The organism is Sphingomonas sp., assembly GCF_036388215.1.
Taxonomy (GTDB): Bacteria; Pseudomonadota; Alphaproteobacteria; order Sphingomonadales; family Sphingomonadaceae; genus Sphingomonas.
Map to the genome: position 1 here is coordinate 98,398 of NZ_DASVSH010000033.1, position 13,945 is coordinate 112,342.

10 protein-coding genes and 1 tRNA gene are annotated in these 13,945 nt (G+C 64.1%); 7 read left to right on the forward strand and 4 right to left on the reverse strand.

The features are described from left to right. The first annotated feature begins 6 nt into the window (after nt 1-6). Complete coding sequence (locus VF617_RS14620; RefSeq protein ID WP_331015640.1) at nt 7-1,095, forward strand: PepSY-associated TM helix domain-containing protein; 1,089 nt, start codon at nt 7-9, stop codon at nt 1,093-1,095. A 97-nt stretch (nt 1,096-1,192) separates the two neighbouring features. On the opposite strand, the gene VF617_RS14625 is transcribed toward VF617_RS14620, so the two are convergent. Both VF617_RS14625 and VF617_RS14630 read right to left on the reverse strand, forming a co-directional pair. Continuing rightward, nucleotides 1,193-5,800: an NAD-glutamate dehydrogenase gene (locus tag VF617_RS14625; RefSeq protein ID WP_331015641.1), complete on the reverse strand. Its 4,608-nt coding sequence runs from the start codon at nt 5,798-5,800 to the stop codon at nt 1,193-1,195. 200 nt (nt 5,801-6,000) lie between these two features. Further along, the gene (locus VF617_RS14630) at nt 6,001-7,257 is read right to left on the reverse strand and encodes a hypothetical protein (protein WP_331015642.1); all 1,257 of its coding nucleotides are present in this window, start codon (nt 7,255-7,257) and stop codon (nt 6,001-6,003) included. A 175-nt stretch (nt 7,258-7,432) separates the two neighbouring features. Between VF617_RS14630 and VF617_RS14635 the strand changes: the two genes are divergently transcribed. The 3 genes from VF617_RS14635 to VF617_RS14645 all read left to right on the forward strand — a co-directional run bounded on the left by VF617_RS14635 (nt 7,433) and on the right by VF617_RS14645 (nt 9,996). Continuing rightward, nucleotides 7,433-7,508: transfer RNA gene (locus tag VF617_RS14635), tRNA-Thr, on the forward strand. Nucleotides 7,509-8,180: 672 nt separating this feature from the next. Further along, the gene (locus tag VF617_RS14640) at nt 8,181-8,939 is read left to right on the forward strand and encodes a Crp/Fnr family transcriptional regulator (RefSeq protein ID WP_331015643.1); all 759 of its coding nucleotides are present in this window, start codon (nt 8,181-8,183) and stop codon (nt 8,937-8,939) included. 241 nt (nt 8,940-9,180) lie between these two features. After that, entirely contained in the window at nt 9,181-9,996 is an 816-nt protein-coding gene (locus VF617_RS14645; RefSeq protein ID WP_331015644.1) for a Crp/Fnr family transcriptional regulator, read from the forward strand. A 4-nt stretch (nt 9,997-10,000) separates the two neighbouring features. On the opposite strand, the gene VF617_RS14650 is transcribed toward VF617_RS14645, so the two are convergent. Beyond that, nucleotides 10,001-11,119 carry a TolC family protein gene (locus VF617_RS14650; protein ID WP_331015645.1) on the reverse strand — a complete coding sequence of 373 codons (1,119 nt, stop codon included), beginning with the start codon at nt 11,117-11,119 and terminating at the stop codon, nt 10,001-10,003. Nucleotides 11,120-11,192: 73 nt separating this feature from the next. Between VF617_RS14650 and VF617_RS14655 the strand changes: the two genes are divergently transcribed. Beyond that, nucleotides 11,193-11,474 (forward strand): hypothetical protein, encoded by a 282-nt coding sequence (locus tag VF617_RS14655; protein WP_331015646.1) that lies wholly within the window; start codon nt 11,193-11,195, stop codon nt 11,472-11,474. Nucleotides 11,475-11,741: 267 nt separating this feature from the next. On the opposite strand, the gene VF617_RS14660 is transcribed toward VF617_RS14655, so the two are convergent. Then, on the reverse strand, nt 11,742-12,407 hold the full coding sequence (locus VF617_RS14660) for a GcrA family cell cycle regulator (RefSeq protein WP_331015647.1): 666 nt from the start codon (nt 12,405-12,407) through the stop codon (nt 11,742-11,744). 52 nt (nt 12,408-12,459) lie between these two features. Between VF617_RS14660 and VF617_RS14665 the strand changes: the two genes are divergently transcribed. Continuing rightward, entirely contained in the window at nt 12,460-13,302 is an 843-nt protein-coding gene (locus VF617_RS14665; protein WP_331015648.1) for an ABC transporter permease, read from the forward strand. Next, on the forward strand, nt 13,302-13,838 hold the full coding sequence (locus tag VF617_RS14670; RefSeq protein WP_331015649.1) for a hypothetical protein: 537 nt from the start codon (nt 13,302-13,304) through the stop codon (nt 13,836-13,838). The genes VF617_RS14665 and VF617_RS14670 overlap by 1 nt, the downstream gene beginning before the upstream one ends. Nucleotides 13,839-13,945 lie beyond the last annotated feature (107 nt).

Consider the following 13,945-nt stretch of genomic DNA (forward strand, 5'->3'; position numbering starts at 1 on the left):
TCGCGCATGACCAAGATCCAGCTCAGGAACATGTGGTTCCAGGTCCATAAATGGCTCGGGCTGACGCTTGCGGCGCTGATCATTCCCATCTCGATCACCGGAGCGGCGCTCGTCTGGCACGATCCCATTCAGGAATGGATGTATCCCGAACGCCACCATGCCGGCGCGACCGCGACATTGCCCGCGACCGCTTACGCCGATGCCGCGCGCGCGACGCTGGGCGAGGACGAGCGGTTGTCCCGCCTGGATTTTCGCGAAGGCGAACCGGTGATCGCGACCGCTACGAAGCCCAGCAAGGGCCGTCCTCAGCGAATGATCACCTATCTCGATCCGGCCGATGCGCACGTGATCGATCGCCAGAACAGCGCCACCGGTATCTTCCAAGTGATGCACGTCCTCCATGGTTCGCTGCTGATCCCCGGCGCCGGGCGGCAGATCGTCGGCTGGATCGGCGTGGCCATGCTGATCTCGTCGATGACCGGCCTGTGGCTGTGGTGGCCCACCGCCGGAAGTTTCAAGCGCGCCCTGCGATGGGGGCGGCACCGCAATCTCGATCACAATATCCACCAGACCTTCGGCTTCTGGATATCGCTCCCGCTGTTCATTCTCTCCCTCACCGGTGTGTGGATATCGTTTCCTGCCTGGTTTGCCGGTTTCGATGGCCCGCGACCTAAGGGGCCGGACCGCGCGGCGACGATGCGCGCGCGCCCTCTCGAGACTCCCGCAACCGCGCTCGCCGCCGCGATTGAGAAGGCGCGGGCCGCGGCCCCCGGAAGCCTCCGCTCGGTGGCATGGCCGACCGATCAGAAGCCCGAATGGACCATCGAGATCGCCGCCAAGGGCCCGCCTTCGAGCGTCTCGGTGGGCGATGCGGACGGCGCGGTGAAGGTTGTGCCGCCGCGCCCGCCGCAGCCGGAGACCATCGCGCGGCTGATGCGCCGGATTCATGACGGCAACGGCATGGGGCTGGTGTGGCAGATCATCGTGTTCCTCGGTGGCCTGATACCGGCTGTTCTCGGGGTGACCGGCGTGATCATGTGGTGGCGCGCGCGGAGCTGGCGCGGCGATTTGGCGGAGCGCAAGGCGCGGGGCTGAAGCCATGCAGTTCTCCTGCGAAAGCAGGAGCCCAGGGCCTCGGACGAAGTGCTTGTAACCCTGGACTCCTGCTTTCGCAGGAGAACAGATCTTTAATTCACTCCCGCCCGAGCAGCACTCTCGCCTGACCCGCAATCTGCGCGAGCATCGCCGCATTCGGCACCGCCGATTGACGCGCCCGCGCGACCAGATTGGCGAACTGCGCCACGCGAGCTGAATTTTCCGACAGCCAGGCGTCCACCGCCGCTTGCGGGTCCTTGCCGTGATCGCGCGCAAGGAACTCCAGGCGGATCTGCTGGAAATCGCGCGCCAGGCCGGCGATGAGCAGCCTCTCCCACGGGTCTCCCGTGGTGATCCGCGCCGCGATTGACTGGGCCCAATCGAGCCCCAGCGCCTGCCCCAGCGACGTGAAGGCGCGGGTGAGCACCGTCTCGTCGATTCCACGGCGCACGCCGAGTTCGGCGAGGCCGACCGCGCCGTCCAGCTCGAACAGGCGGACCACCTTGGCGACCAGCGCCTTGGGCGCGCCGGCGGCTTCCAGCTTATCAGCGATGCGGGCCGACTGGGCCTTGACCTCGTCGAGCAACAGCGCCTTGGCCTGCTTGTCGAGCGCTTCGATGCCCGGCTTCAACCGCTCGATCACCTTGGCGGGGCTCGCGCCGGGCCGCGCGATGCGCAGCAGATCGGCGACCTGGCCGCGCGCGGCGACGGCGACTTCGTCCAGCAATGCGATGCGCGCGCCTTCGCTAACCGCCGCGGTTTCCACCGCTTCCCAGATTTCGGGCAGGCCGAAGAGCTGCTCCGCCACCGCGAACATCGCGGCGATATCGGCCATCGACGCGCCTTCTTCCTCGGCGAGTTCGAAGGGATGCAGCACGCCCAGCCGGTTGATCACTCTATTGGCCAGCTTGGTCGCGACGATCTCGTTGCGCAGGCGATGCTCCTCGATCGCCTTGCCGAAGCGCTTCTGCATCGCCGCGGGGAACGCCGCGCGAAGGTCGCTTTCGAGCGCGGGATCGAGCCCGAGCCCGCCATGCTCGATCGCGTCCTGCAGTGCGAGTTTGGTCGAGGCGAGCAGCACCGCCAGTTCGGGCCGAGTGAGCCCGCGGCCATCCTGTGCCCGCCGCAGCAACTCCTCGTTCGAGCCAAGCCCCTCCACCGCGCGGTCGAGCTTGCCCGAGCCTTCGAGGATTTCGATCACGCGGACATAGCTGGGCAGCGAGACTGCGCCGTCATTTTCCATGAACGAGATGGCGAGCGTCTGGAGACGGTTATCCTCCAGCACCAGATGCGCGACATCGTCGGTCATCGAGGCCAGCAGCGTGTTGCGGTCCTCGAATTCCAGCCGGCCCTCGATCATCTCGCGGTTTAGCGCGATCTTGATATTCACTTCATTGTCCGAGCAATCGACACCTGCCGAATTGTCGATGAAATCGGTGTTGAGGCGTCCGCCATGCGCGGCAAAGGCAATGCGCGCGGCCTGAGTCACGCCCAGATTGGCGCCTTCGCCGATCGCCTGGCAGCGCAGCTCCTCAGCATTGACGCGAAGCCGGTCGTTCGCCGGATCGCCGACATCGACATGGCTCTCCGCCGAGGCCTTGATATAGGTCCCGATGCCGCCGAACCAGAGCAGGCCGACCTGCATCCGCAGAATCGCGGAAATCAATGCGGTGGGGTCCATCTCCTCCGCCGAGACGCCGAGCATCGCGCGAACTTCGGGGCTGAGCGGGATCGATTTTTCGGTGCGCGCGAAGACGCCCCCGCCCTTGGAGATCAGTTCGGGATTGTAATCGGCCCAGCTGGAGCGGGGCAGCGCGAACATCCGGTCGCGCTCGATCCAGCTCCTCGCCGGATCGGGATCGGGATCGAAGAAGATGTGGCGGTGATCGTATGCCGCGACCAGCTTGACCGCCTTGCTGAGCAGCATGCCGTTGCCGAACACGTCGCCCGACATGTCGCCGCACCCGGCGACAGTGACGGGCTCGGACTGGATATCCACGCCCATTTCGAGGAAGTGGCGGCGCACCGAGACCCATGCGCCCTTGGCGGTGATGCCCATCGCCTTGTGGTCGTAGCCGACCGAGCCGCCGCTGGCGAAGGCGTCGCCCAGCCAGAAATTGCGCTCGATGGCGATGGCGTTGGCGACGTCGGAGAAGGTTGCCGTGCCCTTGTCCGCCGCGACGACGAAATAGGGGTCCTCCCCGTCGAGGATCGCGACCGCCTCGGGATGCACCACCTTGTTCGCGACGATGTTGTCCGTGATCGACAGCAACGAACGGATGAAGATGCGATAGCTCTCGGTGCCTTCGGCGAACCAGGCGTCTCGATCGGTGGCGGGCGAAGGGAGCTGCTTGGGATAGAAGCCGCCCTTCGCGCCGGTGGGCACGATCACGGCGTTCTTGACGCGCTGCGCCTTCATCAGCCCCAGGATTTCGGTGCGGAAATCGTCGCGCCGGTCCGACCAGCGCAACCCTCCGCGCGCCACGGGGCCGGCTCGCAGGTGGATGCCCTCCACGCGGGGGCTGTACACCCAGATCTCGCGCCAGGGGAGCGGGGCGGGCAGGCCGGGCACCTGCGCACTGTCGAGCTTGAACGCGAGCGCTTCCTTCGCGGCGGGAGCGAAGGCATTGGTGCGCAGCGTCGCCAGCACTACTCCGCGCAGCGTGCGCAGGATGCGGTCGTCGTCGATCGCCGAGACGGCGTCGAGCCCAGCGTCTATCGCGCGCGCGGCGTTAGTGACTGCCTCGTCGTCCTTGCCTGCGCGAGCGGGGTTATGCGCTGCATCGAACCGCTCGATCAGCGCCGCAGCGACCTTCGGAGCGCGGCGGAGCGCATCGACCACGGTGGCCATGCCGTAATTCAGGCCGGTCTGGCGCAGATAGCGGAACCAGGCGCGGAACAGCACCACCGATGCCGGCAGCATTCCGCTCTCGACGATGAGCCGGTTGAACAGATCGTTCTCTGCATTGCCCTCGAGCACTGCAGCGACGGCTTCCTCGATGGTTCCCAGATCGCCCGCCAGGTTGGGCGCCTCGACCTGAAAATCATGGACGAAGGCACCCCCGGCAAGCTGGGTCGGCACTTCCTCGATCACGCGGAAGCCAAAATTTTCGAACACCGGCACTGCATCGGACAGCGCCAGCGCACCGCCCTGGGCATAGAGTTTGATGCGGTATTCGCCGGGCTTGCCGGCGGGCGTGATGCGCACCGAACGGTCGCCGGGCCCGTCGAGCGTGGCGATGCGCAGAATATCGCGCGCGGCCTCCTCGGGCGTCGCCACGGTGCGGTAGGCGGCGGGGAAGGCATTGGCGAAGCGAAGCGCAAGCCGCGTGGATGCCGCGCCCGCCTGCTCGCTAAGCGCCGCCTCCACGGCGGGCACCCAGCCGCGCATCATCCGCTCGAGCTGGTCGTCGAGCTTTGCCGCATCGGGCATGGTGCCCCCGCTGCGCAAGTCGAGCGTGTAGCGCAGCAGGGCGACGACGCCGTCTTCCAGCGCTATCGACCAGTTGATCAGCTTGGCGTTGGCCGCGTCCTCCAGCATCTCGCCAACGGCTTCGCGCCGGCTGGTGGTCACTTCGTCGCGCGGCAGCCAGACGAAAGCGAACAGGTGGCGGCCGAGCGGGCTCTTCACCAGCACCAGCTTCGAGCGCGGACGATCGGCGACGGACATCGAGGTGAGCAAGAGATGCTCGAGCGAATCGACGTCGAACGCAGTGGTCAGATCGTGCGGAAGCGCAGTCAGAGCATGCGCCATCGCCTTGCCCGTATGCCCCTTCGGATCGAAGCCGAACTTGCGCTCCAGCTTGGCCAGGCGCTCGCGCAGCACGGGCACATCGTCGGGCGAAGCAAACAATGCCGCGCTGGTCCACAGCCCGGCATGGATGGAAAGCCCGGTCACCTGGCTGCCGGTGATGATCGGCAGCACCACGATGTCGAGCGGCACGCGCCGGTGGACAGTAGAGATCGAATTGGACTTGAGCAGCAGGGGCGCTTCGCCACCCTTGCGGAAATACTCGACCGCTGCATTGCGCGACGCCTCCGCCAGGATCGGCTTTTCGAGCGTATAGCGCGCCAGCCCCAGCTGATCGCTCGCAACGCCATCCGCCGACCAGTTCTCATGCGCCAGCAACGTCATAGCGCCGTCGTGGAACCAGCGCAGCAGCTTGCCGCCTTCCTTCGAAGGCACCGAAGCGGCATCGGCGGCCATCGCAGTCTGCAGCGCGCGCCAGTCATGCACGGCGTCGCGGACCTGATCGAGCGTCCGCTCCAGCTCGGCCACCAGATTGCGGCGGGTGCGCGCGTCGGCGCGGTCCATCTCGATATAGACCATCGATTCGCGCGTCGAATCACCATTGGGCCCGATCGAATCGAGCTTGCCCTGCTTGTCGCGCGAGACCGCGATCACGGGATGGAGGATGCGCTGGACCGGAAGGTCGTGTGCCCCGATCGCGGCGGCGATCGAATCGACCAGGAAGGGCATGTCGTCGTTGACGACCGCCAGGCGCATCCGCCGTCGCTCGCCCGCCATGAAGGTGGTCAGCGCGATCCGTGGGGCCCCCGGCGCCCGCACCGCGGCGGTTTCCGCGACGAAGGCAGCGGCCCCGGCGCGCTCGGTCTCTCCAAAGCCTTCAAGCTCTCCCGGAAGCGCTCCTTCGAGCAGCCTCGCCTCGAACGCTCGCGTCAGCGACGTCATCATGTTCTTCATGGGGCAGCGCTACTCCCGGAGAGTCAGCGCTTCAAGACTTGTGAACCGGTAACAGGTGAAACTATTTTGTCCGCCGCACCCGATACCGCCCGCTCACCCTGAGCCTGTCGAAGGGTCTTGGCCCCCGGCGTAGCGCTTGCGGATACAACCCTTCGACAAGCTCAGGGTGAGCGGCGCTGGGTGCGAAGCGATTGGAAAATTCAGGCGGCGGCCTTGCGTATGGCGCGCTCGGTGAGCGGACTGTCAGCCACTTGCGCGACGATATCCATGCCGTCGCCGCCCTTGCGCGCTAGCAGCACGACGAACTCGCTCGCCGCGGCAACATCGATATGCGCGATGGGCGGGCGAGTGCGCAACTCCTGCGCGATCTGTGCGAACAGGTCGGGCTTGGCGGGCGGGCGGCGATGCGCGCGCTCGGCGGCCACCACGCCCTTGATCCCGCCAGGGGCTGCGTCGAGGAAGGCGTCGAGTCCCCCCGAAGGCACTGCATTGCGCCTGGCATGACTGAGCACCGCTGCGAATTCGGTAAGGCGGGTCTTGTCATAGTCCGCGCCGAAAACGAGCTTGACCGCCGGCGTCATCGGCGCGCGGGCCTGGACCTTGAGCCCCGCATCTTCGAGCAGTTCGGCATAGCCCGAACCGTCGCTTTCGGCGGCGAGCGCGAAATCATATCCGCGCGCCAAAGCCCGATAGAGCGCGGAGCGGCTCCGCGTGTCCGATGCGCGCGCTGCCGCGGCCGATTCGCGCGCCAGCATCAGCCGATCGGCAAGCGTGGAATCCGCCGCAGCCTCGGCCGGGATCACCAGATCCGCGCTCGATTCAAAGCCGGCGCTCGGCCCATCGGCCCACGCGGGTGCCGCGGCCATCGGCGGCGGCGCCGTGCGGCGCGCTTCCTCGATCTCGGCATTGAGCTTCGCCTGCGTCGCGGCGTCGACCAGCTCCTTCCAGTTGATCACGCCATAGATGAAGTCGATCTCGTCGCCGTTCGACGAAAAGGGCATCAGGATGCCGCGATACATGGTGTTGTGCCCGCGCGTGCCCACGAACTCGGCCTCGAACCCGATCGGCGCGCGATTGGCGATGATCTGGAGGTAATGGTCGGTCAGGCGCGAAAGCAGCGAGCGGCTGGGCACCTGCCCCACATGCGTTAGGATCGGATCAACGCCGGTTTCCTCGCGCAGCGCCCGCCCGAGATAACGGATAGCGGGATCGTCCACGCCCTTGGAAAAATCGAGCAGCACGGAATGGGGCCCGAAATCGGCGATATTGTCCGGATCGAGATCCTCGATCGAGGGATAGGGCCGGCCATGAAGCAGCGAGACCCAATGATTATAGGCGCGCACATGCATGCGCCGCTCATCGGTCCCGATGTCCAGCGGGCGATCCGATACGGCTTCGTCCGGCCCCGCGTCGTCCCCGGTGCCGAGCGGATCGTTGATGCCGCGAGCCATGTCCATGCGCGTGCTCCACTCCGGGCGATAGTCCGCCCGCTTCCTGTGAAGCCGTTGTGCACCCCATGTGGTAAACGCCGCGTAAAGCCCGCGAGTACAAGCAAGCATTTGGCAACGCTTGTCAGCTACCAATCCTGCTGGTAAGCGCGCCGCTCCTCGGGGCAACGCGCCCCGATACCAGGCCGCTTTAGCTCAGCTGGTAGAGCATCGCATTCGTAATGCGGGGGTCACAGGTTCGAGTCCTGTAAGCGGCACCACCACTCTCAGTCGGGAACTCCGAAACTTGCTGGCGAACGCGCGTTCGGCTGGGAAGCCGTTTGGGTCCTACGTGGGGCGCTTTGGGTAGGGAATTGGGCTCGACCCACGCTAAACCCACCTAGCGTCGCTTATCCCCACAGAAAGCGCAATTGGGAGTTGCTGGTAATCGTGGCGTGGAACATGAATACACCACTGCACGAGACCGCAAGATGGCCCGATTTGTCGGAAAAAAGGATCACGCTCCTTTCGGCTCCTTCAGCGCGGATCTGGTCTGGGGCGAGCGGGCAGGTGGCACGCACGTTCACGTCTCACACGTCGAGCGCGGCCTAGCCTGCGACTGTATCTGTCCCGCGTGTGGCGTTCGATTAGTCGCCTACAAAGGCGACATTAAACGCACTACTTTTCCACTACGACAAAGATTCCGGATGTAGCAACGCCGCCGAGACGTTGTGCCACGCGGGACCGGATAACCTGCTGGTCGGGTTTGCGACGCCCCTTGATCATTTTGATCATCATCTGCACTGGTCGTGCCGTAGCATGCGTACGCGCTGGGCTTAGAAACATATGATAAAGCCTCGACTCTGCTTTACGTTATAGCTGGAGCATCGCTGGCCTCTGACGGCCTACCAGCGACAGGAAGACATTGTGCTCCCGCCAAGCGGAGAGCCCTGATGTCCGACCATGATGAATCCGCACTGCTGCCCATGGTTCGCAAGCTCGCCTACTGGGGTGACTTCGACGCCGCCGATCAGAGCGCGATACTCGACCTCCCGCACCGGACGAAGCGGATTGAGCGCAATGGCTACATCGCTCGCGAACGTGAGACGACGACCCATTCCTGCTTGTTGCTTTCGGGCTTCGCCTTCAGGCACAAGATCGTAGTGGACGGGGCGCGGCAGATCTTGGCGATCCACATGAAGGGCGACTTAGTGGACCTTCAGAACTCGTTCCTTGGGGTTGCTGACCACAGTGTCCAGACGCTCACAGACGCGCTAGTCGCGATGATCCCGAGAGACGCCATCAAGCAGCTTGCCCTTCAGCGGCCAAGGGTCGGCATGGCTATGTGGTATGACACGCTCGTCGATGCTTCCGTTTTTCGAGAGTGGATCGCGAACGTCGGTCGGCGCGATGCCCATACGCGCGTCGCGCATCTACTTTGCGAGTTTTCGCTGAGGCTCAAAGTGGCTGGGCTGGGAAAGGCAACCGACTACGAACTGCCCATGTCCCAAGAGCACATCGCTGACTGCACCGGACTAACTCCGGTCCACGTCAATCGCACACTAAAGCTCCTCGAAAAAGAGAACCTCATCAGCCGTAGGACCAGTCGCTCGATAAGGATTGGTGATTGGAACAGGTTGGCGGATGCGGGCGATTTTGACACCAACTATTTGCATCTTCGTGAGGGCGAATCGGCGCTCGCAAGGGTCTGATTTCCGGCACTGGCAGACGTTCAAGAAGCAGGTGAAACGAGAGGCAGCTTTCGAGATTCAGGTTAGCCGGCTAGAACGACCGTAACTGGGCGGTTGCTGCCCGGGCTTATTTTGACCGTGTGCTGCCGGTTCCAGTCCCCGGGCCACAGCCCTTCTATCAAGCTGACATTGCTATTTAGAACCCACGGGTCTTGCGTTAGGACGTTCGGAGGAGGAGATTTTTGTGTCTAATCCCCTAACTATGAAGCTCGAGCAGTTCACCCGCTTCGAAGGCTCGGAGCGCATGCGGCTCGACGAGCTGCTGGAGCATCCGTCGACCATCTTCCCTCGGGGAAAGACTATCATCGGCGTAGGGGACAAGGTCGACAACATTCACCTGATCACGAAGGGGCTGGCAACCCGCTCGAAGACACTGCGGGATGGCAGCCGCCAGCTAATGGCATTTCTGGTCCCGGGGGATCTCTGCGATGTCGAGGTGTTCATCCTCGAAGCGATGGACCACGATGTGGTCGCGCTCGCCGAAACCACCTGCGTTCTCATACCGGCAAGCGAAATGGAGAAGCTGCTCACCGAGTCATCAAACCTGACTAGGGCAATGTGGTGGAGCACCATGACGGACTCGGCTGTGCTTCGGGAGTGGATCGTCAACCATGGGATTCGCGATGCCCTGCAACGCATGGCCCACATCTTCTGCGAGCTGCTGATCCGCCACCGTATCGTGGGCCAAGGCGGCGACAACATCGTGCCTTTCCCACTTACCCAGGAGGAACTCGCGGAGGCTACCGGGATGACACCCGTTCACGCTAACCGCATGATCCAGCAACTGCGGTCTGACGGACTGATCGAGCTTAACAACAAGGTTTTGGTAGTGCTGGATTTCAAGCGCCTGAGCGAGCTCGGGCAATACGACGCCAGCTACCTCCATCTGGTGCGCACCGAGCGTGCCGATCCGTCGATCAGGGACAGGGTCGGCGATCTGGTGCCACCATCACCTTCCGGAATTCTCCAAGGCGCCTGGGAGGCGGTGAAGCACCCTTTTGGAAAGAGCGCCGACTAACGCTCTACCGGTCCGTGATGCGCCAAGGACTATCTAATATATTATATGGAGAGAGAGTGCCGTTGCGCCGCACACAGGGCGCATGCCTCATTCCAAGCCACTTGAATGCAAGCAGGAACGGCGCGGTGGCGAGCCCGCGCGCCGGATCGCTGGGCAAGAGCAAAACGAGCAACTCGCCGCGGCGGAACAGAGGATAGTCCGCAGCGAACAATTGTTGACCCGGCTCTCCATGCTGTCGGAAGACCGGAGATCGTTCGGGCTTTGCGATGTCCCGACCGAGCTGCTCATGGGCAAGATCAGCCAGAAGCTCAACGACTGGACCATCCACCGCAACAAGATGTTTCCGGTCTCTTCCGAGGAGCGCCAAAACTCCGGAACCGGCTGACAGATGACGATTTCGGCCGAGCAAACCACGCTTCAAGCGCACCGGCGATCCCGCCAACATTCGAATGCGGGCAGGAAGCAGACCTTGGTGCGGGACCACGTCCAGCCGACTGACGGCATGCTCGATACTTCCCTGTCGCCCCCGGCCAGTCTTGCCAGGGGAGCACAGCCGGCCCCCCAGAGGCGGATCAGGCCTTCGACACGGCACGATGTCTGGACGGCTCTCGATGAGCTGCGTTGGACTGGGCACTTCGATAGCCGGCGTCGTGAAGGCGGTGAGGTCGCCCGGCGTGACCTTGAAGCCGGGAGCTTCTTCTCCCACCAGATACACCAGCGCGCCACGGGTCTGGTCCAGCGCTTCGGAAATGCGGCTGCGTTCGGCCTGAAGCTGCTTCAGGCGGATCGATTGCAGGCCCACCTCGACCTTGCTCGCGGCGCCTTCCTGGTTGCGAACCCGAATGATCCGATCAAGCTCGGCTGCGGTCGTCAGGCTCGTATCGACGAGTTCGAGCCGGCGCACCAGCGTGGCACGCTGCACATAAGCGCGGGCGATTTCCACCGAAACTCGCAACTTCACGGCCTGCACGTCCTGAAAGCTGGCCGCTGCGCGCGCACGTGCCGCACGCCGCTTCGCGCCATCCCGCCCGAACAGGTCCGGCGTCCCAGGCAAGTCAGGCAGACCGACGCGACCCGCCAAATTCGGCTGGGCTCTTAACCGGGGCGGGACGACGATGGTCATCCCGCCCCGTTTTCTTTGATCAGGATAGCGCGGTCGCGTGGCCCACCTCACCTTGAACTCAACTCGATCTAGGGTGCGTACGCATATCCGGCACCACGAAGCGGCGGGCGCATTTTGGCGCTGGCGGCGTCATTCGTCGGTCCTGGCCCGCGATGTTCCCCATTGCGGTGGCGCAGTCACGCAGGGCTGTGCCGAGATCGCCGAACTGTTCGCGCATGATCATGCGCATCTGGCCCAGGCGTTCTGGGATCATTTTCTCAAGCTGCCCGCCGTTCAGGCCGTGGCCGTGAAATTCGAGGCATGGCCGAGAAGATCCGTGTCGCCTGCGCCGCCGGCGCGACCCCGCAAACGCTGATCATCGCACGCACCGACGCACGTCAGAGCGAAGGCTTGGAGGGGGCGCTCGCCCGCGCGGGCTTTATATGGCGAGGCGGGCGCGGAGGTGCTGTTCGTCGAGGCGCTCACCAGCGAGGAGGAATGCGCCGCGCGTGCGGCACGCTCTCCCTGCCGAGATGCCCCTGCTGGACTTCAAGGAATTCTGCTCGCTGATCGGTTTCGAGGAAGCCTGGGCGTTCGAAAAACAATGGGCGCGCTGAGCCCCATAGCCGAAATTTCGGTGCGTTCAGCGGACGCGCGGGCCGCCAAAGGGTAGCGGAGGCGGGGGCCGGCGGTCGCGCCGGGGGAGCTGCGCCTGATAGGCGTGGCCGCAATGCGCCACGCAATAAGGGAAGCCCGGGTTCACCTTGTCGCCGCAGAAATGGAAATCGGGCTCGCCGGGATGGCCCAGCGGCCATTTGCAGATGCGGTCGTTCAGGTCGAGCAGGCCGGTCTTGCCGGCGATCGCCTCGCTGGGCTTGGCGGGAACCAGGCGGCGCGGCGGGGCTGGCGTGATCGGCGCGGATTGCTCCCCGGGATTCTGGCGCAGGAAGCCGCCGGGGCCGACCGAGCGCATCACCGGACCTTCATGCTTTGGCGCGGAGGCGAGTTCGCCGGTAGCGCTCGGCGTCGAAGTCGCGGCGCTCCGCGGTGCAGGTTCGGGCGCGGCTGGCGCGGGGGCCGGCTTGGGTGCGGCAATTGGAGCCGCCGGCGCGGGTGCGGCCGCCTTGGCGGCGGCCTTGGCCTCGTTGGGCTTGACGGGAGACGGGCGCGCGGGGAGGCCCAGGCGGTGCGCCTTGCCGATCACCGCGTTGCGGCTGACGCCACCCAGTTCCTCGGCGATCTGAGTCGCGGTAAGCCCTGAATCCCACATCTTCTTCAGCGTTTCGATACGCTCGTCGGTCCAGCTCACTTGTCTTCCTTCGCCTTGCAGCCAGCGCAGGCAAGGGTTACGCGAACCTCGCATGTCCAGCCAGCCTGAAATCGGTCAAAACCTTCCAGAACCCGGCGTTCCGGTGATCCGCAACGTAAATTGGGGAGGGCTTCGCACGCTCTATATCAAGGAGGTGCGCCGATTCTTCAAGGTCCAGCTCCAGACGGTGTGGGCACCAGCGGTCACGACCTTGATGTTCCTGGTGATTTTCACCGTCGCATTAGGGGGTGGAGGCCGCACGGTGAGCCTGCAGGGCCAGGAGATTCACTTCGCCGATTTCATCGGGCCGGGGCTGATCGTGATGGGCATGCTGCAAAATGCCTTTGCCAATGCGAGCTTCTCGCTGCTTGTCGGCAAGATCCAGGGGACGATCGTCGATTATCTGATGCCGCCGCTTTCGACGGCCGAGCTGCTCGCGGCTTTGGTCGGCGGATCGGTTACCCGCGCATTCTGCGTGGGCGCAACGGTCTGGCTGGCGATGGCGCTGTGGCCGGGCGTGAACGTGGCGCCCCAGCATCTGTGGGCGATCCTGTGGTTCGGGCTGCTCGGTTCGGCTTTCCTGGCGTTGCTCGGCGTGCTCACGTCTACCTGGGCGGAGAAATTCGATCACGCCGCAGCGGTGACCAATTTCGTGGTGGCGCCGCTGTCGCTGCTTTCGGGCACTTTCTATTCGGTCGAGAAGCTGTCGCCGACCTTCCAGACGATCAGTCATCTCAATCCGTTTTTCTATATCATCTCGGGCTTTCGCTATGGCTTTCTGGGCGTAGCGGATTCGCCGATCTGGCTGGGCAGCACAGTGATCCTGGGGCTCGATGTGGTGCTGGGGCTGGCCTGCTACGCCCTGTTGCGCAGCGGCTGGAAGATCAAGAGCTGATGGCTTTGCCGGACGCCGCGCTGGGGCCGATTACCGCCGCCGTCATCGCAGCGTTGCTGTCGCTTGTCGGTCTTATCGTCGCCAAGGAACATAAAACATCTGAATTCCGCCAAGCTTGGATTGATGCGGTTCGCGACGACATAGGCATATTGATTTCGTCGATAATGGCGATTCACAGCATCGAGTCGGTTATCCAGGAAGCTTCCACCGATCATTGGAAACATGCCCGGCAAGACTATGTGGCCGCTAATCAGGCAATCACTCGACTCCGGCTTCGGCTAAACCCGGACGAGGATGGACCCGCGCGTCTACGCAAACTCTTCGAAGAGACCGAATTGCTGATGAACTCGGGTTTTGGCGAGCACGCCGAGCGACTGGGTACGATCGAGGCGGAAGTTATAGAGGTCGGTGCAATGGTCCTGAAGAGCGAATGGAGGCGCGTGAAGGCCGGCGAACTCACATTCCGGATGATGAAATGGCTAATGGTGGTCGGCGTTGTGGCGGCCATCATCCTGGCTACCATTACTTTGATTTAGCATTCGCAGCGGTGCGGTGGAATCCCTCTGCGGTGTTGACGCCTTCCACCACCACCCCGTAAAAGCGCGCTTCCGGCGGCCTCCGATGGCCGCTTTTTTCGTTTGAG